This window comes from Pseudomonas sp. HR96, assembly GCF_034059295.1.
GTDB lineage: Bacteria > Pseudomonadota > Gammaproteobacteria > Pseudomonadales > Pseudomonadaceae > Aquipseudomonas.
Genome location: NZ_CP139141.1, coordinates 4,537,452 through 4,564,074, shown reverse-complemented (window position 1 = coordinate 4,564,074; position 26,623 = coordinate 4,537,452). Strand labels below are relative to the sequence as shown.

Genomic DNA, 26,623 nt, shown 5'->3' with positions numbered 1-26,623 from the left:
TCAAGTCAATGAAAAAAAACGATTTTTTTTATTGGTGAAAAAATCGACAGTTTGTCTGCAGGCCCCGTACTGTCGGGCTTTGCGGCGTGGGATTGGCTGTTGTCCACTGAGTTATCCACAGCTTCTGTGGATTGTCCCAAGCGTTTGCTCTAGCCCGGGCGTTCGCTGCTGATCATGCTTTTGAATCGATGCGCGAGGTGAAGCTGTCAAGAATTTTCGCAACAAAATCGATCTCTGGCTCGGCCCTGGTAAGCAGCAAAAAAAAATGGCTCAAACACGAGATTTCATCTTTATCGGACGCCAACACGGCGATGGAAAATTGCAGTAGAGTCCGCGCCCCTTCGTCGATAACCTCGCCCAGGTCCATGACCTGTGTCTCTACTGGAGTTGCCATGCCGTTGGAACTGACTTCGCTGTTGTGTGGCCTAGTGCTGGCCGGCCTGCCATTGCTGGTGCTGGCATGGCAGCAACAGCGACGTGTCGCAGCCTTGCAGGCCGATGCCAGCCTGCAGGACGAACGCCTGGCCAACGCGCAGATGGCCCAGGACGGGCTCAACGCGCAGCTGGACGCCTGCCGCGACGAAATCAGCGACCTGGGTCAGGCCAACGCCCGCAAGCAGGCCGAGTTGGCCGCCCAGGCGCGCGAGCTGGACCTGCTGCAGATCGAACGCGACAACAGCCGCGACGCGACTCACGCCTGGGGCCTGGAGCGCGCTGCCCGCGAAGCCGAGCTGCGCAAGCTCGACGCCCAGTGCGCGGCGCTCGGCGCCGAGCTGCGCGAACAGCAGAGCAGCCATCAGCAGCGCCTGGAGGATCTGCAAGGTTCGCGGGACGAATTGCGCGCGCAGTTCGCCGAGCTGGCCGGCAAGATCTTCGACGAGCGCGAGCAGCGCTTCGCCGAGACCAGCCAGCAGCGCCTTGGGCAACTGCTCGACCCGCTCAAGGAGCGCATCCAGTCGTTCGAGAAACGTGTGGAGGAAAGCTACCAGCAAGAGGCCCGCGAACGTTTCTCGCTGGGCAAGGAACTCGAGCGGCTGCAACTGCTCAACCAGCGCCTGAGCGACGAGGCCACCAACCTGACGCGCGCCCTCAAGGGCCAGAAGACCCAGGGCAACTGGGGCGAGTTGATTCTGGAGCGGGTTCTCGAACACGCCGGCCTGGAAAAGGGCCGCGAGTACCAGACCCAGGTCAGCCTGAAGGGCCCCGATGGCGAGCGTTTTCAGCCCGACGTGCTGATCATGCTGCCGGGCGACAAGCAGGTGGTGGTCGACTCCAAGGTCAGCCTCACTGCCTACCAGCAGTATGTGACCTGCGATGACCCCGCCGTGGCCCAGGCGGCACTCAAGCAGCATGTGCTGTCCCTGCGCAACCACGTCAAAGGTTTGTCCGGCAAGGATTACAATCGCCTGGAAGGCTTGCACAGCCTGGATTTCGTGCTGCTTTTCGTGCCCATCGAGGCGGCGTTTGCCGCAGCCCTGCAGGCCGAGCCGACGCTGTTCCAAGAGGCGTTCGACCGGCAGATCGTGATCGTCAGCCCGACCACGCTGCTGGCCACCTTGCGGGTCATCGACAGCCTGTGGAAGCAGGAGCGGCAGAGCCAGAACGCCCGCGAGATCGCCGAACGGGCCGGCTGGCTGTACGATAAGTTCGTGCTGTTCATCCAGGACCTCGACGAGGTCGGCAACCGTCTTCAGCAGCTGGACAAGGCCTACAGCTCGGCGCGCAACAAGCTGGTGGAGGGCCGCGGCAACCTGGTCAGCCGCAGCGAGCAGCTCAAGTTGCTCGGCGCGCGGGCCAGCAAGAGCCTGCCGGCTGACCTGCTCGAGCGGGCCCTCAGCGACGAGGAGGTGCCGCTCAGCGGTGAGTCAGGTGGCGATTGAGCAAGGCGCGCAGTGCGGCGGGCTTGAGCGGCTTGGGCAGATAGTCCAGGCCTGCGGCATGCACCAGGGCCAGGGTTTCGGCGCGGCCGTCGGCGCTGATCACCACCCCCGGTAGCGGTTCGGCCAGGCCGGTGCGCAGCCAGGCCATCAACGCGGTGCCGGTATCGCCTTCATCCAGGTGGAAATCCACCAGCGCCAGCTGCGGGCGAACGCCCTGTTCGAGCAACGCACGACACTGCGCGCGGTTGCTGGCGGTCCAGACCTCGCAGCCCCAGCGGCTGAGCAGGCTGCTCATGCCCGTGAGGATGCTGTCTTCGTTGTCCACGCACAGCACCCGCGCGCCGCTCAGCGGCTGGGCGTCGGGGCTGGCGATGGCAGGGGCGGGCAGGGTGGCACTGGCCTGCGGCACCTCGATGCTGAACACGCTGCCCTGGCCCGGCCAGGAACGCACCTGCAGGCGGTGGCCGAGCACCCGGCACAAACCGTCGGTGATCGCCAAACCCAGGCCCAGGCCCTTTTCGGCGCGGGTCTGATGGCTATCAAGGCGCTTGAACTCCTCGAAGATCACCTGCAGCTTGTCCTCGGCGATGCCCGGGCCACGGTCCCACACCTCGAGCCGCAGGTTGCCGGCGCTGCGCCGCACCCCCAGCAGGATCGGCCCCTTGCCGTAGCGCAGGGCGTTGGTCAGGAAATTCTGCAGGATGCGCCGCAGCAGTTTGGGATCGCTGCTGATCGACAGCTGGCTGCTGCGCACGTGCAAGGCCATGCCCTGTTCTTCGGCCAGTGCCGTGAATTCGGCGGCCAGCGGCGCATACAGCTCGGTCAAGGCAAAGCTGCGCACGTCGGGGATGATCTTGCCGTTTTCCAGGCGGGAAATGTCCAGCAGGTCGCTGATCAGGTCTTCGGCCGAGCGCAGCGAGCTGTCCAGGTGGCGCACCAGTTGCTGGGCCGCGCTGGAGAGCACTTCATCCTGATGCGAAAGGGCTGCGGAAAACAGCCGGGCGGCGTTGAGCGGCTGCATGAGGTCGTGGCTGACTGCAGTGAGAAAGCGCGTCTTCGACTGGTTGGCCAGCTCGGCGGTGCCTTTGGCGGCAGTCAGCGCCAGGTTCAATTCGGACAGTTCGCGAGTGCGCGCCAGCACCCGTTGTTCGAGGCTTTCGTTGGCGTCCTTGAGCGCGGATTCGGCCTCGCGGTAGGCGGTGATGTCGGTGAAGCTCATGACGAAGCCGCCGCCGGGCATGGGGTTGCCAATCAGCTCGATGACCCGGCCGTTGGGGAACAGCCGTTCGGAGGTATGCGCGCGGCCCTGGCGCATCCAGTGCAGGCGCCGCGCCACATGCACTTCGGCCTCACCGGGGCCGCACAGCCCGCGTTCGGCGTTGTAGCGAATGATGTCGGCAATCGGCCGGCCGACACTGATCAGCCCCTCGGGGTACTCGAACAGCTCAAGATAGCGGCGGTTCCACGCCACCAGGCGCAGCGCGCGGTCGGCCACGCTGATGCCCTGGGTAATGTTTTCGATCGCCCCTTGCAGCAACGCGCGGTTGAACTGCAGCACCTCCGAGGCTTCGTCGGCGATGCGCACCACGTCCTCGAGTTGCATCTCGCGCCCTTCGATGGCGGCCTTGACCACCGCGCGGGTCGACGAACTGCCAAGCACCCCGGCGAGCAGCCGTTCGGTATGGGCGATCCATTCGCTGTCGGCGTTGTGATTGCGGTTCAGCGCCTTGCCCTGGCGCGCGGCATAGCGCTCGAAGCTAAGCTGTGCGCGTTGCTCGCCGACAAAGCGCGCGGCCAGTTTGAGCAGGTCGTCGACCCGCACCGCCAGCAGCGGCCGGTGATTGGGCCGGTCACGGGTTTCCTGGCTGATGAAACGCCCGGCCTGCCAGTGCTCGGAGACGCGCGTGCGCGACAGCAGCGAAACCCACACGAACAAGGCGAAATTGCCCGCCAGTGACAGCACCACGCCTTGGGTCAGCGGGGTGATCGGCAGGTTCAACGGATTTCCGTGCAGCCAGGCCAGACCCGGGAAGGTGCTCAGTGGCCAGCCCAGGCTGTGAGCGGCGATGGGCAGCACCAGGGCGTAGAACCAGAGGAAGGTGCCGGCGGCGAGGCCGGCGAACACACCGCGACGGTTGGCCTGTTTCCAGTACAGGGCGCCGAGCATAGCCGGCGCCAGTTGGGTCACTGCGGCAAAGGCGATCTGGCCAATGGTCGCCAGGCTTGCGGTGGAGCCGAGCAGGCGGTAGCTGACGTAGGCCAGCAGCAGGATGACCACGATGCTGACCCGGCGCACGGTCAGCATCCAGTGGCGGAACAGCTCGAACGGCCGCTCGGCGCTTTGTCGACGCAGCAGCCAGGGCAGCAGCATGTCGTTGGAGACCATGGTCGACAGCGCCACGCTGGCCACGATGACCATGCCGGTCGCCGCCGAGGCGCCGCCGATGAAGGCCAGCAAGGCCAGCGCCGGGTGGGTTTCAGCCAGCGGCAGGCTGATGACGAACGAGTCGGGCAGCACCGAGTCGGGCAGGCGCAGCTGCCCGGCCAAGGCGATCGGCACCACGAACAGCGCCGCCAGCAACAGGTAGCCGGGGAACACCCAGCGTGCCAGGCGCAGGTCCTGGGGGTCGATGTTTTCCACCACCGTGACGTGGAACTGCCGCGGCAGGCAGATCACCGCCATCATCGCCACGCCGGTCTGCACCAGCATCGACGGCCAGTTCACCGTTTCGCTCCAGTAGTGCTCCAGGCGCGGCGCCAATTGCGCCTGGCTGAGCAGGTCGCCGAAGCCGTCGTACAGGCCGAAGGTGACGAACACACCGACCGCGATGAACGCCAGCAGCTTGACCAGCGCCTCGAAGGCAATGGCCAGGACCATGCCCCGGTGGTGCTCGGTGACATCCAGGTTGCGCGTGCCGAAGATGATGGTGAACAGGGCCAGGATCAGCGACACCACCAGCGCGGTGTCCTGCACCCGGGTGCCGGTGGCGTCGGCGCTGGCGCCGATCAGCAGGTTGACGCCCAGCACGATGCCCTTGAGCTGCAGGGCGATATAGGGCAGCACGCCGACCAGGCAGATCAGTGCCACTACCACCGCCAGGCTCTGCGACTTGCCGTAGCGGGCGGCGATGAAGTCGGCAATGGAGGTGATGTTCTCGCGCTTGCTGATCAGCACCATCTTCTGCTGCACCCAGGGCGCCAGCACCATCAACAGCACCGGCCCCAGGTAGATGGGCAGGAACGCCCAGAGCTGCTCGGCGGCCTGGCCGACCGCGCCGAAGAAGGTCCAGCTGGTGCACCAGACCGCCAGCGACAGGCTGTAGACCCAGGCCCGCAGGCGTGGCGGCAGGGGCGTGCGGCGGCGGTCGCCATAGAAGGCAATGGCGAACATCACCGCCATGTAGGCGAGGGCAACGGTGGCGATCAGCCCGCTGGACAACGACATGCGGTGGGCTCCGGTTTCAGCAGGCGACGGCACAGTCTCCCACGCCCCACCCACCGCTGTCAGCGCCGACCATGGTCGCACGCTTGCCCTGCAACTGCGTGCATACTGCACGTCGGAATTTTTCGAGGATAGGGTTCAATGACCGCGACCTTGCCGCCACGGCGCTTCTGGAGCCTGGTGTTTTTGACCTTCACGCTGCTGACCTTCCTGGCCGCGTCGAGCGCTCCCACTCCGCTGTACCACTTGTATCAGGAAGCCTGGGCCTTTTCGCCGGCGGTGCTGACCCTGGTGTTCGGGGTCTACGCCTTGAGCCTGTTGGGTGCCTTGCTCACCGTCGGCTCGTTGTCGGACTACCTGGGCCGCAAGCCGGTGCTGCTGCTGGCGCTGTTGCTGGAAATCGCCTCGATGCTGTTGTTCATCGCGGCGGTGGATGTCGCCTGGCTGATCTTCGCCCGCGTGTTGCAGGGCTTCGCCACGGGGATCGCCACCAGTTCGCTGGGCGCAGCCCTGATCGACAACGACAAGGTCCAGGGGCCACTGCTCAACAGCCTGGCGCCGTTGCTGGGCATGGCGTTCGGCGCGCTGGGCAGCAGCCTGCTGGCGCAGTTCGCGCCCGAGCCGTTGCGTCTGGTCTACATCGTCGCCCTGGGCATGTTCGTCTTTCAGGCGATCTTGCTGACGCGCCTGCCGGAGAGCGTCAGCCGCATGCCCGGGGCGCTGGCCTCGCTCAAGCCGACGCTGCATGTGCCGCCCCAGGCGCGCGGCGCGCTGTTGCGGGTGCTGCCGATCAACACCGCGACCTGGTCGCTGGGTGGTTTCTTCCTGTCGCTGGCGCCGTCGGCGGTGCGTGCGATCACTGGCTCGACCTCCAACCTGATCGGCGGCGCGCTGGTGGCCGTGATGACCCTGGCGGGTGCCGCCGCCATCTACAGCCTGCGCAATCGCGCCGCGGAAAAGGTCCTGCGCCTGGGTGGCGCGCTGCTGGCCTGCGGCCTGGCGGTGGTGCTGGTGGCGGCGCAGACCGGCTCGCTCGGGCTGTTCTTCGTTGGCACACTGATCGCCGGAGGCGGCTTCGGTTCGGGCTTTCTGGGCTCGGTACGCAGCGTCATGCCCCAGGCTTTGGCCCACGAGCGCGCTGGCCTGATGGCGACCTTCTATGTGCTCAGCTACCTGGCCTTCTGCGTGCCGTCGTTCATCGCCGGCGCCCTGGCAAAACGCTTCGGCCTGCTGGCGACCACTGACGGCTATGCGCTGGCGGTGATCGTCCTGTGCGTGCTGGCCCTGCTCAACCTCATGCGTCGCCGCTCGGCGGTCGCAGGCTCTTGAAAGGACGTTCATAGATGAGTCAATCGCAATTCAGTCTGCTGGGCAAACGCCGTTTCCTGCCGTTCTTCGTCACCCAGGCGCTGGGTGCTTTCAACGACAACGTGTTCAAGCAGTCGCTGATTCTGGCCATTCTCTACAAGCTGAACATCGAGGGTGACCACAACATCTGGGTCAACCTGTGTGCCCTGCTGTTCATCCTGCCGTTTTTCCTGTTTTCCGCGCTGGCGGGCCAGTTCGGTGAAAAATTCGCCAAGGAAAAGCTGATCCGCCTGCTCAAGCTGGCCGAGGTGGTGATCATGGCCGTGGGGGCGGTGGGCTTCGTGTTCAGCCAGCTGTGGCTGATGCTGCTGGCCTTGTTCGCCATGGGTGTGCATTCGGCGCTGTTCGGCCCGGTGAAGTATTCGATCCTGCCGCAGGCGCTGCACGAAAACGAGCTTGTGGGCGGCAATGGCCTGGTGGAGATGGGCACCTTCCTGGCCATCCTCGCGGGCACCATCAGCGCCGGCATCATGCTTTCGTTGCAACACTATGCGCCGGTGGTGGCGGCTGCCATCGTGCTGGTCGCCGTGCTCGGCTACCTGGCCAGTCGTGCCATCCCCCACGCTGCTGCCAGCTCGCCGCAGTTGCCGCTGGACTGGAACATCCTGCGCCAGTCCTGGGCCACCCTGCGCCTGGGCTTTGCGCAGACCAAGGCCGTGTCACGCTCGATGCTCGGCAACTCGTGGTTCTGGTTCGTCGGCGCCATCTACCTGACGCAGATTCCGGCCTATGCCAAGAGCTGGCTGTATGGCGACGAAACCGTGGTCACGCTGATTCTCACGGTGTTCTCGGTCGGCATCGCACTGGGCTCGGTGCTGTGCGAGCGGTTGTCGGGGCGCAAGGTGGAAATCGGCCTGGTGCCATTCGGCTCGTTCGGCCTGACCCTGTTCGGCCTGCTGCTGTGGTGGCATTCGGGCGGTTTCCCGCAGGCCGCCGAGCCGCACAGCTGGCTGCAGGTACTCGGCTACGGCCAGGCCTGGTGGGTAATGGCCGACGTGCTGGGCCTGGGGATGTTCGGCGGCTTCTATATCGTGCCGCTCTATGCGCTGATCCAGTCGCGCACGGCAGAAAATCAGCGGGCCCGGGTGATCGCTGCCAACAACATTCTCAACGCGTTGTTCATGGTGGTGTCGGCGATCGTTTCGATCCTGCTGCTGAGCCTGGCCAAGCTGTCGATACCCCAGCTGTTTCTGGTGGTCTCGCTGCTCAATATCGCGGTCAATACCTACATCTTCCGCATCGTCCCGGAATTCACCATGCGCTTCATGATCTGGCTGCTCAGCCATTCCATGTACCGCGTGCAACATCGTGACCTGCAGCTGATTCCAGACGAAGGTGCGGCGTTGCTGGTGTGCAATCACGTGTCCTTCGTCGACGCACTGCTGATCGGTGGCGCGGTGCGCCGGCCGATCCGCTTCGTGATGTACTACAAGATCTACCGGCTGCCGGTGCTCAACTTCATCTTCCGCACCGCCGGGGCGATTCCGATCGCCGGTCGCAGCGAAAGCCTGCGGATCTACGAAGAAGCCTTCAGCCGCATCCGACGCTACCTGGCCGATGGCGAGCTGGTGTGCATCTTTCCCGAAGGCAAGCTGACCACCACCGGCGAGATCGACGAGTTCAAGAGTGGTGTCACCACCATTCTCGCCGAGTCGAATGTGCCGGTGGTGCCCATGGCCCTGCAGGGGCTGTGGGGAAGCTTCTTCAGCCGCGACCCGGGCAAAGGCTTTTTCCATCGCATCTGGTCGAAGGTGACCGTGGTTGCCGGCGAACCGGTGCAGGCCGATGCGGCAACGCCCAAGGCGCTGCGCGAGCGGGTGCAGGGGTTGCGCGGGGCAGAACGGTAGAGCGCCCGGGTTTTGTCCCAGGGGTCGCGAGGGATTGTCCTAAAATCGCGCAGGCTGTTTGACGCACTACCAGGTGGCCGCCATTCTCTTCAGAGGAAAGGAATCCTCAGGAGAGATGTAATGAATGGAAACACTTGCTTGTCGTGCCAGGCCTTACAGGATGGTTGCCTGGGTGTAAGGTTCTACCTTACACTTGTTCCATGATCGTCAGCTTCAGGCACAAGGGCCTGAAATGCCTTTACGCAACAGGTAGCGCGAGAGGCGTTCGAGCTGAGCATGTGCCCCGCCTGCGGCGGTTGCTGGCGGCACTTGATGTGGCAACTCGGCCACGGGATCTGGACTGCGCCGGGAATCGTCTGCACCTTCTCAAAGGTGATCTCGCGGGCTATTGGTCCATAAGTGTTTCTGGCAATTGGCGCATCATCTACCGGTTTACCGGAGAAGATGTCGAGTTGCTTGATTACCTCGACTACCACTGATGGAGCAAACTCATGGCCATGTTCAATCCCCCCCACCCTGGCGAAGCCCTGCGTGAAGACGTACTGCCCGCACTGGGGCTGACCGTAACGTCCCTTGCGCGCCATATAGGCTATTCCCGTGGCCAGCTGTCCACCGTGCTCAATGGCCGCGCCGCACTGTCCGCCGACCTGGCGCTACGCCTGGAACTGGCCGGCCTGGGCACTGCCTCGGTGTGGATCGCCCAGCAAGGGGCGTACGACCTGTGGCAGGCCCGGCACCGGGAAATGCCGCCGATCAGCCGTCTTGCCGTGGCGTGACGGTGGGCGTGATCGCCTCGGGCCCGTCGTTCAGCTTGCGAAACCATGTCGCCAGCAGCGCCCCCGAAATGTTGTGCCAGACGCTGAACAGCGCGCTGGGCACCGCCGCCAGGGGTGAGAAGTGCGCACTGGCCAGCGCTGCGCCGAGGCCGGAATTCTGCATACCGACCTCCAGCGAAAGCGCCTTGCGTTGCGCCAACGGCAGCTTGAACAGCTTGCCGGTGAAATAGCCCAGCACAAAGCCGAAGCTGTTGTGCAGGATCACCACCGCCATGATCAACAGGCCTGATTCGGCGATCTTCGCCTGGCTGGCCGCAACCACCGCGCAGACAATCATCACGATGCTGACCACCGAGACCAGTGGCAGCACCTCGAGGGCCAGGCCGACCCTGGCACCGAGCACGCGCTGGGCAACCACGCCCAGTATGATCGGCAGCATGACGAACTGCAGGATCGACCAGAACATGTCCATGAAGGACACCGGCAGCCAGGCCGAGGCCAGCAGCCAGATCAAGGCCGGGGTCAGCAGTGGCGCGAGCAGGGTGGTGACCGCTGCCACGGCCACCGACAGGGCCAGATCGCCCCTGGCCAGCCAGGTCATGACGTTGGACGAGGTACCACTGGGGCAGCAACCTACCAGAATCACCCCGACGGCGATTTCCGCTGGCAGGTGAAACAGCTGGCAAAGACCCCAGGCCACCGCCGGCATGATCACGAAATGCGCCACCACGCCCAGCAGCACCCGCCACGGATGCCGGCTGAGTTCGGCGAAGTCGTCCAGGCGCAGGGTCAGCCCCATGCCGAACATGACCAGCCCCAGCAACGGCACGATCCAGGTCTTCAAGCCGATGAACCATTGCGGCTGCATGAATGCCAGCACGGCGAACAGCAGGACCCAGTAGGCAAAGGTGTTGCCGACAAAACGGCTGAGTGCGGCGAGGGCGCGCATGAGGTTTCCTTGTGAATGAAGGGGTCAGATGCCCTGCGGGATTTCTTCGCCACCGAGTGCTTCAAACAATTGCGGAAGGAACTCGCCGAAGGTCAGCATCATCAGGGTGAAGCTGGCGTCCAGTTGCCCCAGGGCTTCTTCGCCGCCGTCTTCCTCGGCCTTGTCCATCAGTACTTCCTCGAAGCGCAGGCGCTTGATCACGGTCTTGTCGTCGAGCACGAAGGACAGTTGGTCTTTCCAGGCCAGCGACAGCTGGGTGACCTGCTTGCCTGTGCTCAGGTGCAGCTGGATCTCGTCGCTGGTCAGGTCCTGACGCTTGCAGCGGACGATGCCGCCGTCTTCACCGCTGTCACGCAGCTCGCATTCGTCCAGTACATAGAAGTCGTCCGCAGCTTTCTGGGTCTTGACCCAGTCGGTCATGGTCGCGGTCGGCGCGACTTTCACCGTCAGCGGACGCACCGGCAACGAGCCGATCACTTCGCGCAGGGTCGACAGCAGGTCCTCGGCACGCTTGGGGCTGGCCGAGTTGACCAGTACCAGGCCCTGCTTCGGGGCGATGGCGGCGAAGGTGGACGAGCGGCGAATGAAGGCACGCGGCAGGAAGGCCTGGATGATCTCGTCCTTGATCTGGTCGCGTTCCTTTTTATAGACCTTGCGCATCTGCTCGGCCTCGATCTCCTCGACCTTCTCCTTGACTGCATCACGCACTACGCTGCCGGGCAGGATGCGCTCTTCCTTGCGTGCAGCGATCAGCAGGAAGTCGCCGCTGACGTGCACCAGCGGCGCGTCTTCACCTTTGCCGAAGGGGGCGACGAAACCGTAGGTGGTCAACTCCTGGCTTGCACAGGGACGGGCCAGCTTGGTGGCCAGTGCGGCCTCCAGCGCCTCGGGTTCGAAAGGGACGTCCTGGGTCAGACGGTACACAAGCAGGTTTTTGAACCACATGGGGCAGGTCTCTCCTTAATACATAAGGCGGGCATTAAACTCCGTGTGAGCGCTATCGCCAACCCTGCGCTAAGTCTTTGGAAGGCCTGCAAAAAAAATTTAAAAAAGTGCTTGCCAGAGGGTAGGGTGCTCCGTAGAATGCGCGCCACACGATGAGTGAAGGGTGATTAGCTCAGCCGGGAGAGCATCTGCCTTACAAGCAGAGGGTCGGCGGTTCGATCCCGTCATCACCCACCAATCGCTCAATGTGTATCGCGCAGCGGTAGTTCAGTCGGTTAGAATACCGGCCTGTCACGCCGGGGGTCGCGGGTTCGAGTCCCGTCCGCTGCGCCATATCTCGCTTCGAGGCCCTTGAACTCCTTGAAGCAATCAAAAAGCCCCAGGCCGAAAGGTCTGGGGTTTTTTTGTCCTGCAAGATCAAACCGGCGCCCCATCCCAGGCGGCTCTGCTTACAACGAAGCCAGCCGCACCCATCGTTCCTGCGCTGCCGCCAGGCGGATCGCAGCGGTCATCCGTTCCACCTGCCAGGCATCCTCGAAGTCACTGCCAGCCTTGGTGGCGCCCGAAAGGGCCATGATCAACTCATGCACCTCGAGAGTCTTGAGCTCGTTGTAGCCCAGCTGGTGGCCGGGCGCCGGGCTGAAGGCGGCGTAACCTGGCAGGTCGGGGCCGGCCAACAGGCGTTGGAAGCCTTCCCCGCCGCGGCGATACAGGCGCAGCTCGTTGAGCCGCTCCTGGTCGAAGGCCACCGTGCCCAGGGTGCCGCTGATTTCGAAACTCAGATGGTTCTTGTAGCCCTGCTTGAGCCAGCTGGTGCTGATCGCGCCGCTGGCACCGTTGGCGAAGCGCAGCAGGGCGCTGGCCTGATCATCGACTTCGATGACCCGGCCTTCGCGCTGTTTATGGACAGTGCGCAGGTCGGCGCACACCGCTTCGACTTCGCCGAGCAGGTGGCGGGCCATGCCCAGAAGGTGACTGCCCAGGTCGGCGAGGGCGCCGCCGGCCTGCATCGGGTCGCAGCGCCAGGAGAAGGGTGCCTGCGGGTCGGCCATGAAGTCTTCACTGAATTCGCCCTGGAAAGCGAGGATCTCGCCAAGTTCGCCAGCAGCGATCATCTGCCGCAGTCGTTCGATCATCGGGTTGTGCTGGTAGTTGAAACCCACCCGGGTGACCACGCCTGCGGCCTGTGCCGCGCGGTGCAGCAATGCGGCCTGGTCAAGGCTGACCGCCAGCGGCTTCTCGCAGTACACCGCCTTGCCAGCCTCCAGGGCGGCCAGCGCCATGGGGCAATGCAATGCGTTGGGAGTGGTGATGGCGACCAGGTCGATGCGCGGATCGGCAATCAGCGCCTGCCAGTCGCAGGCCTGCTCGAAGCCCCACGCCGCGGCGCAACGCTCGGCGCGCGCCGGGTCGCTGTCGGCCAGCGCGACCAGGCGCAGGTGCATCGGCAGCTCGAATACTGCGCTGACCTGGCGGAATGCCAGCGCATGTGCGCGTCCCATGAAGCCGGTGCCGATCAAGCCGATACCCAGCGTTCGCATAGCCTGCCCTCATTCTATTGTTGTTGTGTGAGGGTTATTTCTAGAATAAAAATTCAGAAATAGCAAACTGTGGAATTTAAATATCAATTCATTCTCGGTGCGTGGGCTGGGCTTCGGCGTTGCGCGCGTGTCGATAGGCACTCACCGCGTCGTACACCGCGCGGCGCAGGCGGTTGATGCCGCCAATGGGGCGGTGGGCTTCGATGCCGTGCCACGGGTTGAACGAAAGGTTGTCGCACACCAGGTTCTGCTGCGGCGTGTCGAAGTCCTGAGCCGGAATGAGGATCTTCGCCACCGTTTCAAACGGCGCGTCGCTCTGCTGCCATTCCACGCTGGTGTCCTCGATGGGCATATACCGGCTCGGGTCCTGGCGCTGGATCTGTAGCACGAAGCAGGCCGGCCGGCGATCGGCGGAAAGCTGCTGGTACAGGGCGCTGCGCAGGAAGTTCGGCAGGTCGTGATTCTGCGGTGCCAGGCTGTAGGCCGGGCAGCTGGCGGGGTCGGGCAGCACGCGGAACTTGGCATTGCTGCTGCCGAACTTGTACGGCGACACCGAATAATAGGTGGCTTGGGTCGGGCTCTCGGGGGCATCGGCCAGGGTCGCCTGGGCGATCAGCAGGTGGCGCAGTTGCCAGCTGCGTGGGTCCCAGCTGGGGAAAAACGCCATGATCTTCTTGCCTTCGGCCTGGGCGGCGATGTTCTGGCGGTATTCGGCCACGTCGCTGACGAAGAAGTTGGCGTGGTTGAACATCACGAAGTCCTGCTCCTGGCGGGCCTGCTGGCTATCCATCAGTTGCCTGCCGGGCACGTCGAGCAGCTTGATGGCCATGCCGCGGGCGTCCTGCAGGCTGTCGAACTGCGGGTAGGCATTGCCGTTGGACAGGCGAATCCAGGCCCGCCACTGTTTACCGGGCTCGCTGAAAACGCCCTGGCGCAGGTCGCTGGGCAGGTCGGGCGCTACCCTGACCTCGGCCTGCACGCAGCCGTGGGCCTTGGCGTGGGCGTCGCGCAGGTAGCGGGTCTGCTCGCGGTGCTGGTCGACCACGCGGATGGCGGTCTGGATGATGTCCTGGGTCATGCCCGCTTCACCGGCCGGGATCACCTCCTCGGCGGCCACCGGCCCGGAAAACTTGTGGGCGTACCAGGCGGTCATGGCCAGCCAGCTCAGGCCCGCCAGCAGGGCGACGATGGCGATGGTTCTCAGCAGCAGGTGGCCCAGGCCCAGCCACAGGCGCTCGAACCGGTCAGGCTGGCGGCGGTTGAACAGACGACGTTCGATCATGGCTGAATGCTCGCAGCGGTGGTTGGCGCCAATTGGGTTTCAAGGGGGCCGCCCAGTACTTTCAGGTACTCCAGCAGCGCCCAGCGTTCTTCGGGTTGCAGCAATCGGCCGATGACCCCGCGCTCGCGGGGGCCGTCGCGAAACTCGTGGCCGCTGTTGTGGTTGCCGGTGATGCGCGTGTCGTACAGGAACGCGCCCTTGAATGCGGCAGTCTGGTAGCCCAGGTGTTGCGGGTCGTATTCGAAGCTGCCGCGGTAGAAGGTGCTGGCGCGCTCGTCCTGTGGCGACAGCAACTGGTAGATAGTCGGCACCGAGCCGTTGTGCAGGAAGGGCGGCGTGGCCCAGACCCCGGCCAGCGGCCGAGCCTTGTAGGCGCGCCATTGGCGCACGCCGATGGGCAGCCCGAAGCCGTCCATGTCGGCGCGCTCGGCAGGGCCGACGCCGGCTTCGCGGTAGGCGCGGTCCTCGACGAAGGCAGTCACGTAGGCCAGCCCTGTGGCCACCGAGACGCGGGTCAGATCGAGATTCTGCAGCGCCGGTACGAACTGCACGTCCTTGCGCTGCTTGAGCTCGGCCGGATCCCACCGCAAGGCACTGACGTCGAAGGTCTGGTCGGCGATGTTGTCGGCCGAGGTCGGGTCGGTGCCGATCACCTCGGTGGGCAACATGTGCAACTGCGCCACCGGGTGGCCGCTGCCGTGGTCGACAGTGGGTACGTGGCAACCGGCGCAGTTCTCCTGGAACAGCGCGCGGCCTTGGGCAGCCCGCGCCAGGTCGACCTTGCCAAACAGTTCCTGCGGCCAGGTCGGCGGTTGCAACCGTTGCAGCGTTTGCTCGATCAGGTGCAGGTCGCGCACGCGCACGCTGGACGGGTAGCGATCGGCGCCCTGCAGCGGTTGGCCGTGCTCGTCGAAGAAGGTCAGGGTGGCGCCGACGCCCAGCGATTCGCCGACGTTACGCGCCATCGGCTGCTGCGCCGAACCGTTCCATTGCACCCAGTCGAAGGTCCAGATGTCCCAGAGTTGCGGATAATCGACCGGAGCGTTGCCGACCCGGTAGTTGCTCGGGGAGATGGCATCGCCGAAGGTGGCGTTGGCGATACGGCCGAACGCATCGGTGCGGCCCGGGCCCTCTTCGGTGGGGTAGAGGCCGCGGTGCCAATCGTTCCAGGCGGTGCGGGCGAAGGTGTCCAGCGACGCCTTGAATGCCAGGCGCAGGGCGTCGCGCTGTTGTTCGTACTGGTCGCCGAGCACGCGGTGGGCGAAGCGATTGAATTTCCAGGGCAGGTAATAGGTGGCGGCCATGCTCGACACCAGCGCCTGGCCGAAGCTGCCACCGCGCCAGGTCGGCACGCTGGAAGGCAGCACGTGCTGCGCCGAGCCACCGTCGATGCGCACGGCTTTGCCGCCCAGGCGCAACTCGCCGGTGTGGCAGGCGGCGCAGGTGATGTCCAGGTAACTGATGGCCGGGCTGCCGGCCGGTGCCGGGTCGGTGTGGCGGGTAAAGCCCACTGGCAGGTTGCCAGGGTTGGCCGCCGTCGCGTGCTGCGCCGGGTCAAGCAGGAAGCCGAAGCGCGCCATGTGCGCAGGAGCGGCGAAGCGCTCCTGGGAGAACGGCAGTTCCAGCGCAATGAACCAGTCATAGTGCAGGCCCTTGACCTCAGTGCCTTGCGGCGTGAAGTAATAGGTCTGGCGATCGGCCTCGCTCCATTGATCCAGGTACTGCACGCTGGTCGGCGCGGTGAAGTCCGGCAGGTTGGGATGGGCGACGTTATAGAGCAGCACGGCGGGGGCCGCCACGGCGGCGATGCCCAGCAATGAGAGGGCGCAGGTGATCAGGCGCACGGGAACTTCCTTGGACGTTGGGTGGCTCGCTGGGCGGTCGCACGGGAGGCGATTTATGCCTGAGGGCAAGCAGTAATGGCAAGTGGCTAGCTAGCGGATTTTTCCGGTTTGCCTGTAGGAAAATTCTGATTTTTTAGGGTGGTGGCTTCACGCCAGTTTTTCCCCCGGTGCACCCGTTGTCGGCAGTTGTGGCGGCGACTTGAACCCGGCCACCTGCTAAAGTGCTCCTCCGTGACAACCGCTGTCCGAGCGCCATGAATCTCGATACCCGCATCAAGTTCCGCCACCTGCTGTGCTTTCTTGAAATCGCTCGCCACGGCAGCTTCGCCAAGGCGGCCGACGCCGTGTCGATCAGCCAGCCGGCCATCTCCAAGACGGTCAAGGAACTTGAGGGCCTGCTCGAGACCCGGCTGTTCGAGCGTGGCAAGCAGGGCGTCGAACTGACTCCCGCCGGGGTGCGCTTCATGCGCTACGCCGGCCCGTGCGTGCAGGCCCTGCGCGACGGCGTGCGCACCCTGCGGCTCGAGGAGCATCAGGCGCCGCAGGTGCGAGTCGGTGTGCTGTCGACCGTCGAGAGCCAGCTGATGCCGCAGGTGCTGGGGCTGCTGCACGCGCGCCATGAGGCCCTGGTGATCAGTGTGGCGACCGGGCCCAGTGCCTATCTGTTGTCGCAACTGCACGTCGGCGACCTTGACGTGGTGGTCGGGCGCATGACCGACAGCCCGCAGATCCAGGGCTTGCTGTTCGAGCATTTGTATAGCGAGGCGATGACCCTGGCCGTTCGCCCCGGTCATCCTCTGCTGGCCAGCCAGCCCACCGAGCGCGCGCTGATTAACCATTACCCGCTGGTGTTGCCCTTGGCCGGCACTACCATCCGCAAGCACGCCGACAGCCTGTTCGTGCAATGCGGCATCGAGCTGCCGGGCCAGCGCCTGGAGACCCTTTCGCCGACCCTCAGCCGCCGCTACGTGCAGACCAGCGACGCCATTTGGGTGGCCCCGCGCGATGCGGTGCGCCTGGAGGTCGCCCAGGGCGAATTGTGCGAGCTTGACCTGGGTGTCAACGAACCAGGCGGCTCGGTGGGCATCTGCAGCAATGCCGCGTTGCCATTGCCGCTCCCAGCCCAGTGGCTGTGCGATGTAGTGCGTGAAGTAGCCTTGAGCTACCGACGCTGAGTGGTTTGGCTGTCGGGCGCAAGTTGAAACATCGGGCAACGTTTTGTCAGCTTTGCGTCAGGGGCCCGTCAGGCCTTGGTAATCCCTTGGCAAGCCTGAACTTATCTGCATTTTTCGGCTCCTATCCCGGTAGCCATTGGTCGGGGCCGCTGCTAAGCTCGCGGCTTTAATTGATTGCCCTTATGGCGCATGAACAAGGAAATAGCATGAAACAGCATCGGTTGGCGGCGGCAGTTGCCCTGGTAAGTCTGGTTCTGGCTGGCTGCGATCAGCACTCCAGCGTAGAGCTGAAAACCCCAGCCCAGAAAGCCTCGTACGGCATCGGCCTGAACATGGGTAAAAGCTTGGCCCAGGAAGGCATGGACGACCTCGATTCCAAGGCAGTCGCCCAGGGTATCGAAGACGCCGTCGGCAAGAAGCCGCAAAAACTCAAGGACGACGAATTGGTCGCCGCCTTTGCCGATCTGCAGAAGCGTTCCGAAGAGCGCATGACCAAGGCCAACGCCGAAGCTGAAGCCAACGGCAAGAAATTCCTGGCGGAAAACGCCAAGAAAGACGGCGTGGTCACCACCGCTTCCGGCCTGCAATACCAGGTCATCAAGAAAGCCGACGGCGCTCAGCCCAAGCCGACCGACGTGGTCACCGTTCACTACGAAGGCAAGCTGATCGACGGCAAGGTCTTCGACAGCTCCATCGAGCGCGGCAGCCCGATCGATCTGCCGGTCAGCGGCGTGATTCCAGGTTGGGTCGAAGGCCTGCAGCTGATGCACGTTGGCGAAAAGATCAAGCTGTTCATCCCGGCTGAGCTGGCTTACGGCGCCCAGAGCCCAAGCCCGACCATCCCGGCCAACTCGGTACTGGTATTCGACCTCGAGCTGCTGGCCATCAAGGATCCGGCCAAGGCTGACGCCGCCGCTCCAGCCGCTGCGCCGGCAGCCGGTGACGAAGACGAAGACAGCGCCGCTCCCGCCAAGTAAGGGTGCAGATGGTGCCGCTTCACGAAAGGCCCCGTTGATACGGGGCTTTTTTATTGTTGAATGGGGGGGGCGAGGCGACCCCGAGAGGTCGTAAAGCCCGATCTGCGCTTGGCCCGACAGCAAAAACATCGCAAAACTGCATCCTGCGGAACCAGCGCGAGCGTCCTACGGTCACACTCGAATGGGCAAAAAACGCCCGATCCAGCCTTGGCCCTTGTTCCGTGGGGCTGCCAGGGGTGCCGCAGGCCCTCTGTTCACAAGGTTATCCACAATTACAGTGGATAACATTGCCGGTGCCCGTATCGTTACCCATCCTTGGAGAAGACATGAAAGCACCTTTCAGTTTTGGCCGCTTCGTGCCCCTGGCGGAGCGGCTCCTGAGCCGCGGGCGGTTGCCTGCGTTGATCTTCGCGGTGACCCGCAAGAGCAAGCATTACCGCCTGGGCAAGCTGCGCGACGACGTGCGTCTGCTGCAGGCATTGTGCATGGCGTACTGGCGCGGCGAGTACCGGGCCATCAGCGCCAAGTCGATGGTCTCGATCGTGGCCGGGTTGCTGTATTTCGTCAGCCCCATCGACTTTATCCCCGACTGGATTCTGGGCGTCGGCATGCTCGACGACATCGCCGTGCTGAGCTGGGTCATGAAGACTCTCAGCACCGAGCTTGACGCCTTCCGTGCCTGGCGCGAACGTCAGGATCCGCAGCATCTGCAGGTGGTCGAACGCCTGCCCCGGAGCGGCGGCGAGCTGGATCTGGAGCAGCACCGATGAATTAGCCTCCCCGTGACTCCGTGACGGCTGGTAAGATCCCGTATCGAAACAAAATATTTCGCGATCAGACCAACCGCCCAGAGTCATTCCAGCAGGGGGTTTCATGGACATTCAAGTCATCAGCCGCGATGGCCAGCCGGAATACGCGATAGTCCCCTGGGACCAGTATCAAGCGCTGCTGCAGGCCGCCGGAGTACGCGAGCAGCGGCCCGCAGCGCCAACTGCATCCCCGGCCGCTGCCGTTGGCCCCGCTGCGGCTGACAGCCTGCCCGCCTTCAGCGAGCTGCGCCGCCTGCGCGAGGCCAAGGCGTTGGCCGCTGCGACCCTGGCCCGCGCCGTGGGTATCAGCCCTTCATACCTGAGCATGATCGAAAGCGGCGAGCGCGAGCCCGATGCTGCCATCCGCCGCAGCCTGGCATGGGAGTTGGGGGTGCCGGGCTGGAGGGAAGCGTCATGAGCGTGCGCATCAGCCGCCAACAGTGGGAGGGGCTGCTCAGCGAACTGGACCATGCGCGCCGCCAACGTCACCTGCTGACTTACCGCGCGCTGCTCGAGCGCTTGCAGTTGCCCACCCCCGCCATGCAGACCCTGACCGCTGCCTTGGAACATCTGGCCGTGCTCGACGCCCGTGCCGAGCAGCCGCTTCGCAGCTCGCTGGTGATCAGCCAGGGCGCCAGCCGCCTGCCGCGCACTGGCTTCTTTGAATGCGTGGAGCGCCTGGGGCGCTTCTCCGGGCCGTCCGATGGCGTCGCGGCGGCGTCCTGGCACGCCTCCGAGGTGGTGCGAGTGTTCGAATACAGCTATCCCGAGCCCGAGCAGCGCGCCAGCTGAGGCGCCGCCAGCGCTCTTTCAAGCAGTCCTAACCCAACCGGGTACTCCAGCGGCAGCGCGCGAACGACACTGCACTGGGGACCGGCAGGCGAGCTGTCCGGCTTTGCGGCAGCAGGTCGATCTCGCGCCCTGGATGCTCCAGGGGGCGGCCCAGCAGGTAGCCCTGCAACAGGTCGACGCCCATGTCCCGCAAGGTCAGCAACTCTTCCTGCAGCTCGATGCCCTCGGCGATGACCTGGGCGCGGGCGGTGCGCGCGATCTGCAGGATCGAACCGACGAACTCGCGCTTGAGCGGGTCCAGGTGGATGCCGTCGATGAAATGCCGGTCGATCTTGACGTAGTCCGGGCGCAGCTCCGACCACAGGCGCAGGCTGGAGTAGCCGGCTCCCAGGTCGTCCAGGGCGATGGAAAAGCCCATGGCGCGGTAGTGATGCAGGGCGTTGAACAGGAGCTGGAAGTCGTCGGTGGGGGTCTGTTCGGTGAGCTCGATGACCACCCGGCTGGGAGCGATGCCGAAGCTTTGCAGCAGCTCCAGGGTGCGCCCCGGCGGATGGCTGGGCTCGAGCAGCGATTCCGGCGAAACGTTGAGGAACAGCTTGCCGGGCAGTTGCTGCTCGCTGAAGCGCCGGCAGGCACTCTCGCGGCAGGCGATTTCCAGCTCGCTCAGGCGCCCGGCCTGGCGGGCCACGGCGAACAGGTTGAGCGGGGAGTGCAGCGGGCTGTTGGACGGGCCGCGGCTCAGCGCCTCGTAGCCGACAATGCGTCGCTGCGACAGCGAGACGATAGGTTGGAACAGGCTATGCAGGCCACCATGGGAAAGGATGCTGGTCAACGCGCCGAGCTGTTCGGTGATGGTCATGGCACTCTCTGCGTGAAATTTTGTTCATTGTCGAAATCACGAACGGCATGAACAAAAAAGGGCTGAACCCGGAAGGTTCAGCCCTTTATTTCACGACAGCAGAGTGACAGTTTGATGACTAAATGCCATCAAGTCAGCCCTGTTTGGCCACCGCTGGATCAAGTTTCAGATAGTCGAGCAGGATACGCCCGGTTTCACTGAGGTAAGCGTCGTCTTCCGGCTTGGTCTTGTCCGGCTCGGCGAGCGCATCTTCATCTTCCTTTTTCATTTCCTTGAGCGGTTCCTGACCCTTGGCTTTGCGTCGGGCGTTTTCCAGCGCCAGTTGCTTGGCCTCGATGTCGGCATGCTGGGCGCGACGATCGGCTTCGTTGAGGCTCACGGTCTTCTCGTTGAGCAGCGTATCGGCCAGGGCCAGGCGGTCACGGATGTAGATGAACTCCGAGTCCTTGAGCACACGCGCGTCATGTTCGTTCTTGAGCTGGGCAATGAACGGCTTGAACGGGTCGGACGGCGGCTTGATCGACGGCTTGATGGTGTCCCACGGCATCGATTCAGGCAGCGCGCTTTCGCCGATTTCCTTGGTGTCGATGATCGACGGAAAGGCGACGTCCGGCAGCACGCCCTGATGCTGGGTGCTCTGCCCGGAAACCCGGTAGAACTTGGCCAGGGTCAGCTTGAGCTCGCCATGGTTGAGCGGCTGGATGGTCTGTACGGTGCCTTTGCCGAAGGTCTGACCGCCGATGATCAGCGCGCGGTGGTAGTCCTGCATGGCGCCGGCGAAGATCTCCGAAGCCGAGGCCGAGAGACGGTTGACCAGCAGCGCCATCGGCCCCTTGTAGAAGGCCCCGGGGTTTTCGTCCTCGAGCACATCGACCCGCCCGTCGGCGTTGCGCACCAGCACGGTAGGGCCTTTCTCGATGAACAGGCTGGTCAGCTCGGTGGCTTCCTGCAGCGAACCACCACCGTTGTTGCGCAGGTCGATGACCACGCCGTCGACCTTTTCGGCCTGCAGCTCGGTCAGCAGCTTCTTGACGTCGCGTGTGGTCGACTTGTAGTCCGGATCGCCGGCGCGGAAGGCCTTGAAGTCAAGGTAGAAGGCCGGGATTTCGATGACCCCGAGCTTGTAGTCCTTGCCGTTCTCGGACAGGTGCAGCACGGATTTCTTCGCCGCTTGCTCTTCGAGCTTGACCGCTTCACGGGTGATGGAGACGATCTTGCTGGTCTGGTCGTTCGGCGCGTTGGTGTGCGGGATTACGTCCAGGCGCACCACCGAGCCCTTGGCGCCGCGGATCAGCTTGACCACTTCGTCGAGGCGCCAGCCGACCACGTCGACCATTTCCTTGTCGCCCTGGGCCACACCGATGATCTTGTCGGCTGGGGCCAGTTGCTTGGTCTTGTCGGCAGGGCCGGCTGGCACTAGGCGCACGATCTTGACCTGGTCGTTGTCGCTTTGCAGGACGGCACCGATACCTTCGAGCGAGAGGCTCATGTTGATATCGAAGTTTTCCGCGTTGTCCGGCGACAGGTAGTTGGTGTGCGGGTCGTAGGACATGGCGAAGTTGTTCATGTACGCCTGGAAGATGTCCTCGCTGCGGGTCTGGTCCAGGCGCGCCAGCTGGTTCTTGTAGCGCTTGGTCAGGGTGTCCTGGATCTGCTTGTTATCCTTGCCGGCGATCTTCTGGCGCAGGACTTCGTCCATCACGCGCTTGCGCCAGAGGTCGTCGAGCTCGGCTTCGTTCTTCGGCCATGGTGCGTCCTTGCGGTCGATCAGCAAGGTCTCGTGGCCGGTGAAGTCCATCTTGTCGACGCCCTTGTCGAGCATCGCCAGGGCGTAGTCGAGCTGGCTCTTCACACGATCCAGGTAGCGTTTGTAGATCACGAAGCCGGCGTTGAGGTCTCCGGCCTTGAGGAAGTCGTCGAACTGGGTCTTCCACTTGTCGAACTCGGTGATGTCGCTGGCCAGAAAGTAGCTGTGCGAGGGATCGAGGAGTTTGATGTAGGCGTCGTAGATGATCGCCGAGCGCGCGTCGTTGAGCGGCGGTTTGCTGTAGTGGTGACGCTTGAGCAGCTCGACGATGTTCAGGCTGGCAACTACCTCGTCACGGTCGGGCTGAAGATTGTCCCAGCTGTTGGCGGCGAACGTACTGGCGGACATCGCCAGGGAGCCGAGGCCAATGCAGAGTGCGAGTGCGGTGCTGGGGAAGAAGTGCTTCATGCTGATTCGACGTGGGGGCAATTGATCACGCATATTAGGCCGTCTTTGAATTCGCCGGTTCCGATGAAGCCGGTCGCATAATGCAAAAAAGCCCGTAGCGAAGCTGCGGGCTCAGTCCTGCCTCAACTATGGAGGCAGCGCGAAGGCATTGCAAGGCGTTGAACGGCAAGTGCGGTGGCCGCTGCCGCCAGATTCGCTGCCAGACGCAGGTCAAGTGAAAGTTTGCGTTGGCGCTTCGCCCTGGAATCGAAGCGCCCTGGAATCCAAGCACCCTGTAATCCAAGCAAGTAGGTGGCCGCACAGTCGGTTCTTTCGGCGACCACATCCACACTGCTGTCACCGTTCCCGTAGCGCCTCGGTGCGCGCCTTGAGCACCGGTTTGAGCAGGTAGTCCAGCACGCTCTTCTCGCCAGTGATGATGTCCACCGTCGCGGTCATGCCCGGAATGATCAGTAGCGGTTTGGCGTCGCTGCCCAGGTGGTTGCGATCGGTACGCACCTGGATCAGGTAGAAGGCGTTGCCTTTGTCGTCGGTCACGGTATCGGCGCCGATCAGCTCCAGCTTGGCTTTGAGCCCACCGTAGATGGTGTAGTCATAGGCGCTGAACTTGACCATCGCCGATTGCCCCGGGTGCAGGAAGGCGACATCCTGGGGCCGCACCTTGGCCTCGATCAGCAGGTTGTCTTCCAGCGGCACTATCTCAACCAGGTCGCTGCCCGGCTGCACCACGCCGCCGATGGTGTTGACCTTCATGGTCTTGATCACCCCGTGCACCGGCGAGGTCACCGTGGTGCGGCTGACCCGGTCGTCGATGGCGATGCTGTTGGCGGTGATCTTCGACAGGTCGGTGCGCTTGTCGTTGAGGTCCTTGGCCGCGCTGGCGCGGAAGGTCTGTTCCGACTCGTTGATCTTGCTGCGGATCTCGGCGATTGCTGCCTGCGCGCGGGGTATCGCCAGGCTGGTGGCGTCGAGCATGCCGCGGGCTTCGACAGTCTTCTGCTTGAGCCGCAATATTTCCACAGGCGAAATTGCCCCGGTGCCCACCAACGGCGTCGACATGCGCGTCTCTTCCTGCAGCAAGGCCAGGGAAGAGCTGTACTGGCCCTGCTTGGAGCGGTATTCGGCAAGCTCCTGGGTCTTCTGTACCAGCTGCTCGTTGAGGGTGTTCTTCTCGCTGTCGAGCTGGCGTTTGCGCGACTGATACAAGGCCATCTCGTCGGCGGCCACCTGCGGCGCCTTGTCCTTGATCTCGTCGGAGACCACGAATGGCGTGCCGTCGGTTTCCGCCTGCAGGCGTGCGACCTGAGCGGTCAGAGCATAGCGGTCGGCCTCGCTCTCGCCGCGGTTGGAGCGAAAGCGGGTGTCGTCCAGGCGCAGCAGCACGTCGCCCTTGTTCACCATCTGGCCCTCGTGGACGAAGATCTCGGTGACGATGCCGCCTTCAAGGTTCTGCACGATCTGCACCTTGCTCGACGGGATGGCCTTGCCTTCGCCCATGGTCACCTCCTGGAGCACGGCGAACTTGGCCCAGATCAAGGCGGCGGCCAGCAGCGCGGCAGCGATCCACACGGTCAGGCGCAGCAGGCGAGGCGAGTCAGGCAGGGCGGCGCTGGCCAGCTCCGGGAGGAATTCGCTCTCGGCGGTCTTGCTGAAGCTGCCCAGGTAGCTGCGTTGGCGGGTGGGCTGATTGCTCGGCAGTGGCATGTCAAATCTCCTGCTCGGTGGCGGTGCCCTTGGCTGGCGCCGGGGCGTTGCCCGCGCCGACCCGACCGCTGCGCAGGGCCTCGATCACGGCGTCCTTGGGGCCATCGACCAGCACCTTGCCGTTGTCCAGCACGATCAGGCGATCGACCAGGCTGAGCATCGAGGTGCGGTGGGTGACCAGCAGCAAGGTCTTGCCCGGAACCCAGTTGTGCAGGCGCGTGCGCAGGGCGTCCTCGCTGGCGTTATCCATGTGGCTGGTGGGTTCGTCGAGCAACAGGATCGGCGGGTCGAGCAGCAGCGCCCGGGCCAGCAGCACGGCCTGGCGCTGGCCGCCGGACAGCAGTTGGCCGCGCTCGCCCACCGGGCGGTCGAAGCCTTGCGGGTGCTGGCGGGCCAGGTCGATGACGCCGGTCATCTGCGCCACTTCGAGCATCCGCGAGTCGCTGACGTAGCGCGCGCCGAGGGTGAGATTGTCGCGCAGGCTGCCGGCCAGCAGCGGCAGGTCGTGGGCGACGTAGCCGATCTGGCTGCGCAGGTCGGCGACATCCAGCTGTCGCAGATCGAGGCCGTCGAGCAGGAACTGGCCCTGCTCGGGTTCATAGAAGCCCATCAGCAGACGGCCCAGGGTGCTCTTGCCCGAGCCGCTGCGGCCGATGATGCCGACCCGTTCGCCCGGTTTGAGACTGAAGCTGACGCCGTCCAGCGCCGGCGCGGCCTGGCCGGCGTAGCGGAAGCCGACCTCGCTGGCGGCGATTGCCCCTTCCAGTTGGGTGCGGTCCAGGGGACGCTGGCTGGGGTCACGTTCCTGCGGCAGGGCCATCAGCGCATCGGTGCTGCGCATGGTCAGCTGGGCCTGCTGGTAGCGGGTAATCAGCCCGGCGATCTGCCCCAGCGGCGCCAGTACGCGGCTGCCAAGCATGTAGCTGGCCACCAGCGCACCGACGCTGAGGTTGCCGCCGATGATGCTGTAGACGCCGACCACGATAGTCGCCATGCCGCAGAACTGCTGGATGAACAGGGTGCCGTTGGAGGCGACCGCCGAGAGGTTGCGGGCATGAGCGTCGAGGCGGGTGAGGGCGCCGTGGGTGGTCTCCCACTTGTACTGGCGCTCGCTTTCGCCGCCGCAGGCCTTGAGCGTCTCCAGGCCGCCGAGGGTCTCGATGAGCAGGGCCTGGCGCTCGCCGGCGAGGATCAGGCTGCGCTGCACGGTGTCGCGCAGGCGGCGCTGGATGAGCATGGCGAAAATGATGGTGATCGGGAACGCCAGCAGCGGTATCAAAACCAGCCAGCCGCCGAGCAGGCCGATCACCACGAGCATCAGTACCGCGAAGGGCAGATCGATGATGCTGGTCAGGGTCACGGCAGTGAGAAATTCGCGCAGGCCCTGGAAGTCGTGGATGCTCTGGGCAAAGCCGCCGACGGTGGCCGGGCGGGCTTTCATCGACATGCCGGTGATGCGTTCGAACAGGGTGGCGGAGAGAATCAGGTCGGTCTTCTTCCCGGCCTGGTCCAGCAGGTGCGAGCGCACCACCCGCAACACCAGCTCGAACAGCGTGCCGACCAGCAAGCCGATCGCCAGCATCCACAAGGTCGACGTGGCCTGGTTGGGGACCACACGGTCGTAGGTCTGCATGACGAACAGCGGCATCATCAGGGCCAGCAGGTTGATCAGCAGGCTGGCGAGGATGGCATCGCTGTACAGCCATTTGGACAACTTGAGGGTATCGCGAAACCACGCGGTGACCCGCGGCATCAGCGGTGTGCGCAAGTCTTCGAGTTCGTGGCGCGGACGGGCGAACAGGGCCTGGCCGCTGTAGGCCGCCTGCAATTCCTCGCGGCTGACCCACTGCTCGCCGCCGTCGGCCTCGCAGGGCAGGATCAGTGCGCGACCGTCCTCTGCCCAGCGGCGCAGCACCGCGCAGCGGCCGTCGGCGAGAATCAGCAGCACCGGCAGGTTGAGGGCCGAGATGGCGCCCAGGTCGCGGCGCAGCACTCGGCCCTGCAAGCCGGCGCGCGCTGCTGCGCGGGGCAGCAGCTCGAGGCTCAGGCGTTGCTCCTTGAGCGGCAGGCCAGCGCTGAGGCTGGCCCGACTGACGGTACATCCATGTAACTTGCAGAGGATCAGCAGACCGTCGAGCAATGGGTCATCAAAACTCTGGCGAGGGTCCATGCCCCCCGCCGATTGCAAATTGCTCAAGAGGCATCACTCCAGTCCGGG

The 26,623-nt window shown here is 64.4% G+C and carries 20 protein-coding genes, 2 tRNA genes and 1 pseudogene; 12 read left to right on the top strand and 11 right to left on the bottom strand.

Translation table 11 applies throughout. The features are described 5' to 3' along the window. Positions 1-172: 172 nt before the first annotated feature. Positions 173-367, bottom strand: coding sequence for a hypothetical protein (locus SFA35_RS20380; protein WP_320572317.1), 195 nt, complete (start codon positions 365-367; stop codon positions 173-175). A 139-nt stretch (positions 368-506) separates the two neighbouring features. Here SFA35_RS20380 and rmuC point away from each other — a divergent pair, with 139 nt between their 5' ends. Continuing rightward, positions 507-1,880 (top strand): DNA recombination protein RmuC, encoded by a 1,374-nt coding sequence (gene rmuC, locus SFA35_RS20375; protein ID WP_320579148.1) that lies wholly within the window; start codon positions 507-509, stop codon positions 1,878-1,880. On the opposite strand, the gene SFA35_RS20370 is transcribed toward rmuC, so the two are convergent. Further along, entirely contained in the window at positions 1,855-5,325 is a 3,471-nt protein-coding gene (locus SFA35_RS20370; protein ID WP_320572316.1) for a NahK/ErcS family hybrid sensor histidine kinase/response regulator, read from the bottom strand. The genes rmuC and SFA35_RS20370 overlap by 26 nt on opposite strands. A gap of 138 nt (positions 5,326-5,463) precedes the next feature. Between SFA35_RS20370 and SFA35_RS20365 the strand changes: the two genes are divergently transcribed. From SFA35_RS20365 to SFA35_RS20350, 4 genes are all read left to right on the top strand, one after another. After that, positions 5,464-6,651 carry an MFS transporter gene (locus SFA35_RS20365; RefSeq protein WP_320572315.1) on the top strand — a complete coding sequence of 396 codons (1,188 nt, stop codon included), beginning with the start codon at positions 5,464-5,466 and terminating at the stop codon, positions 6,649-6,651. A 14-nt stretch (positions 6,652-6,665) separates the two neighbouring features. Beyond that, complete coding sequence (locus SFA35_RS20360; protein ID WP_320572314.1) at positions 6,666-8,537, top strand: MFS transporter; 1,872 nt, start codon at positions 6,666-6,668, stop codon at positions 8,535-8,537. 200 nt (positions 8,538-8,737) lie between these two features. Continuing rightward, complete coding sequence (locus tag SFA35_RS20355) at positions 8,738-9,016, top strand: type II toxin-antitoxin system RelE/ParE family toxin (RefSeq protein WP_320572313.1); 279 nt, start codon at positions 8,738-8,740, stop codon at positions 9,014-9,016. A gap of 12 nt (positions 9,017-9,028) precedes the next feature. Further along, positions 9,029-9,313, top strand: coding sequence for a HigA family addiction module antitoxin (locus SFA35_RS20350; protein ID WP_320572312.1), 285 nt, complete (start codon positions 9,029-9,031; stop codon positions 9,311-9,313). Here SFA35_RS20350 and SFA35_RS20345 read toward each other — a convergent pair. Both SFA35_RS20345 and rdgC read right to left on the bottom strand, forming a co-directional pair. After that, positions 9,291-10,262, bottom strand: a complete 972-nt coding sequence (locus SFA35_RS20345; RefSeq protein WP_320572311.1) for a bile acid:sodium symporter family protein — start codon at positions 10,260-10,262, stop codon at positions 9,291-9,293. The genes SFA35_RS20350 and SFA35_RS20345 overlap by 23 nt on opposite strands. Before the next feature lie 24 nt (positions 10,263-10,286). After that, positions 10,287-11,207, bottom strand: a complete 921-nt coding sequence (gene rdgC / locus SFA35_RS20340) for a recombination-associated protein RdgC (RefSeq protein WP_320572310.1) — start codon at positions 11,205-11,207, stop codon at positions 10,287-10,289. Between the two features lie 161 nt (positions 11,208-11,368). On the opposite strand from rdgC, the gene SFA35_RS20335 reads away from it, so the two are divergent. Both SFA35_RS20335 and SFA35_RS20330 read left to right on the top strand, forming a co-directional pair. Then, positions 11,369-11,444 (top strand) — tRNA-Val (locus SFA35_RS20335). Between the two features lie 19 nt (positions 11,445-11,463). Next, positions 11,464-11,540, top strand: a tRNA-Asp gene (locus SFA35_RS20330). A gap of 116 nt (positions 11,541-11,656) precedes the next feature. On the opposite strand, the gene SFA35_RS20325 is transcribed toward SFA35_RS20330, so the two are convergent. The 3 genes from SFA35_RS20325 to SFA35_RS20315 all read right to left on the bottom strand — a co-directional run bounded on the left by SFA35_RS20325 (position 11,657) and on the right by SFA35_RS20315 (position 15,874). Further along, positions 11,657-12,748 carry a Gfo/Idh/MocA family oxidoreductase gene (locus SFA35_RS20325; protein ID WP_320572309.1) on the bottom strand — a complete coding sequence of 364 codons (1,092 nt, stop codon included), beginning with the start codon at positions 12,746-12,748 and terminating at the stop codon, positions 11,657-11,659. Between the two features lie 88 nt (positions 12,749-12,836). Then, positions 12,837-14,030: a catalase family protein gene (locus tag SFA35_RS20320; protein WP_320572308.1), complete on the bottom strand. Its 1,194-nt coding sequence runs from the start codon at positions 14,028-14,030 to the stop codon at positions 12,837-12,839. Then, entirely contained in the window at positions 14,027-15,874 is a 1,848-nt protein-coding gene (locus SFA35_RS20315; RefSeq protein WP_320572307.1) for a di-heme-cytochrome C peroxidase, read from the bottom strand. Before SFA35_RS20315 ends, SFA35_RS20320 begins: the two co-directional genes overlap by 4 nt. A 254-nt stretch (positions 15,875-16,128) precedes the next feature. On the opposite strand from SFA35_RS20315, the gene pcaQ reads away from it, so the two are divergent. The 5 genes from pcaQ to SFA35_RS20290 all read left to right on the top strand — a co-directional run bounded on the left by pcaQ (position 16,129) and on the right by SFA35_RS20290 (position 19,627). Continuing rightward, positions 16,129-17,049: a pca operon transcription factor PcaQ gene (pcaQ, locus tag SFA35_RS20310; protein WP_320572306.1), complete on the top strand. Its 921-nt coding sequence runs from the start codon at positions 16,129-16,131 to the stop codon at positions 17,047-17,049. Positions 17,050-17,255: 206 nt separating this feature from the next. Then, on the top strand, positions 17,256-18,026 hold the full coding sequence (locus SFA35_RS20305) for an FKBP-type peptidyl-prolyl cis-trans isomerase (protein ID WP_320572305.1): 771 nt from the start codon (positions 17,256-17,258) through the stop codon (positions 18,024-18,026). Positions 18,027-18,352: 326 nt separating this feature from the next. Beyond that, the gene (locus tag SFA35_RS20300) at positions 18,353-18,796 is read left to right on the top strand and encodes a YkvA family protein (protein WP_320572304.1); all 444 of its coding nucleotides are present in this window, start codon (positions 18,353-18,355) and stop codon (positions 18,794-18,796) included. 103 nt (positions 18,797-18,899) lie between these two features. Beyond that, positions 18,900-19,253: a helix-turn-helix domain-containing protein gene (locus SFA35_RS20295; RefSeq protein WP_320572303.1), complete on the top strand. Its 354-nt coding sequence runs from the start codon at positions 18,900-18,902 to the stop codon at positions 19,251-19,253. Further along, entirely contained in the window at positions 19,250-19,627 is a 378-nt protein-coding gene (locus SFA35_RS20290; protein ID WP_320572302.1) for a hypothetical protein, read from the top strand. Before SFA35_RS20295 ends, SFA35_RS20290 begins: the two co-directional genes overlap by 4 nt. A 64-nt stretch (positions 19,628-19,691) precedes the next feature. Here the strand turns inward: SFA35_RS20290 and SFA35_RS20285 are convergent. The 4 genes and pseudogenes from SFA35_RS20285 to SFA35_RS20270 all read right to left on the bottom strand — a co-directional run. Next, positions 19,692-20,486, bottom strand: a pseudogene (locus SFA35_RS20285) (EAL domain-containing protein); the annotation flags it as partial. A gap of 133 nt (positions 20,487-20,619) precedes the next feature. Further along, positions 20,620-22,701, bottom strand: a complete 2,082-nt coding sequence (locus SFA35_RS20280) for a carboxy terminal-processing peptidase (protein WP_320572300.1) — start codon at positions 22,699-22,701, stop codon at positions 20,620-20,622. 336 nt (positions 22,702-23,037) lie between these two features. Further along, complete coding sequence (locus SFA35_RS20275; protein WP_320572299.1) at positions 23,038-24,405, bottom strand: HlyD family type I secretion periplasmic adaptor subunit; 1,368 nt, start codon at positions 24,403-24,405, stop codon at positions 23,038-23,040. Between the two features lies 1 nt (position 24,406). After that, complete coding sequence (locus SFA35_RS20270) at positions 24,407-26,575, bottom strand: type I secretion system permease/ATPase (protein ID WP_320579146.1); 2,169 nt, start codon at positions 26,573-26,575, stop codon at positions 24,407-24,409. Positions 26,576-26,623: the final 48 nt, after the last annotated feature.

Bases quoted from the DNA above. Each gene is read 5' to 3' on its own strand.
- SFA35_RS20365 (WP_320572315.1), top strand. From the start codon at position 5,464: ATGACCGCGACCTTGCCGCCACGGCGCTTCTGGAGCCTGGTGTTTTTG.
- SFA35_RS20275 (WP_320572299.1), bottom strand. From the start codon at position 24,405: ATGCCACTGCCGAGCAATCAGCCCACCCGCCAACGCAGCTACCTGGGC.
- SFA35_RS20270 (WP_320579146.1), bottom strand. From the start codon at position 26,575: ATGGACCCTCGCCAGAGTTTTGATGACCCATTGCTCGACGGTCTGCTG.
- SFA35_RS20370 (WP_320572316.1), bottom strand. From the start codon at position 5,325: ATGTCGTTGTCCAGCGGGCTGATCGCCACCGTTGCCCTCGCCTACATG.
- SFA35_RS20290 (WP_320572302.1), top strand. From the start codon at position 19,250: ATGAGCGTGCGCATCAGCCGCCAACAGTGGGAGGGGCTGCTCAGCGAA.
- SFA35_RS20380 (WP_320572317.1), bottom strand. From the start codon at position 367: ATGGACCTGGGCGAGGTTATCGACGAAGGGGCGCGGACTCTACTGCAA.
- SFA35_RS20305 (WP_320572305.1), top strand. From the start codon at position 17,256: ATGAAACAGCATCGGTTGGCGGCGGCAGTTGCCCTGGTAAGTCTGGTT.
- SFA35_RS20325 (WP_320572309.1), bottom strand. From the start codon at position 12,748: ATGCGAACGCTGGGTATCGGCTTGATCGGCACCGGCTTCATGGGACGC.
- SFA35_RS20300 (WP_320572304.1), top strand. From the start codon at position 18,353: ATGAAAGCACCTTTCAGTTTTGGCCGCTTCGTGCCCCTGGCGGAGCGG.
- SFA35_RS20360 (WP_320572314.1), top strand. From the start codon at position 6,666: ATGAGTCAATCGCAATTCAGTCTGCTGGGCAAACGCCGTTTCCTGCCG.
- SFA35_RS20280 (WP_320572300.1), bottom strand. From the start codon at position 22,701: ATGAAGCACTTCTTCCCCAGCACCGCACTCGCACTCTGCATTGGCCTC.
- SFA35_RS20295 (WP_320572303.1), top strand. From the start codon at position 18,900: ATGGACATTCAAGTCATCAGCCGCGATGGCCAGCCGGAATACGCGATA.
- SFA35_RS20320 (WP_320572308.1), bottom strand. From the start codon at position 14,030: ATGATCGAACGTCGTCTGTTCAACCGCCGCCAGCCTGACCGGTTCGAG.
- SFA35_RS20350 (WP_320572312.1), top strand. From the start codon at position 9,029: ATGGCCATGTTCAATCCCCCCCACCCTGGCGAAGCCCTGCGTGAAGAC.
- rdgC (WP_320572310.1), bottom strand. From the start codon at position 11,207: ATGTGGTTCAAAAACCTGCTTGTGTACCGTCTGACCCAGGACGTCCCT.
- SFA35_RS20355 (WP_320572313.1), top strand. From the start codon at position 8,738: ATGATCGTCAGCTTCAGGCACAAGGGCCTGAAATGCCTTTACGCAACA.
- pcaQ (WP_320572306.1), top strand. From the start codon at position 16,129: ATGAATCTCGATACCCGCATCAAGTTCCGCCACCTGCTGTGCTTTCTT.
- SFA35_RS20345 (WP_320572311.1), bottom strand. From the start codon at position 10,262: ATGCGCGCCCTCGCCGCACTCAGCCGTTTTGTCGGCAACACCTTTGCC.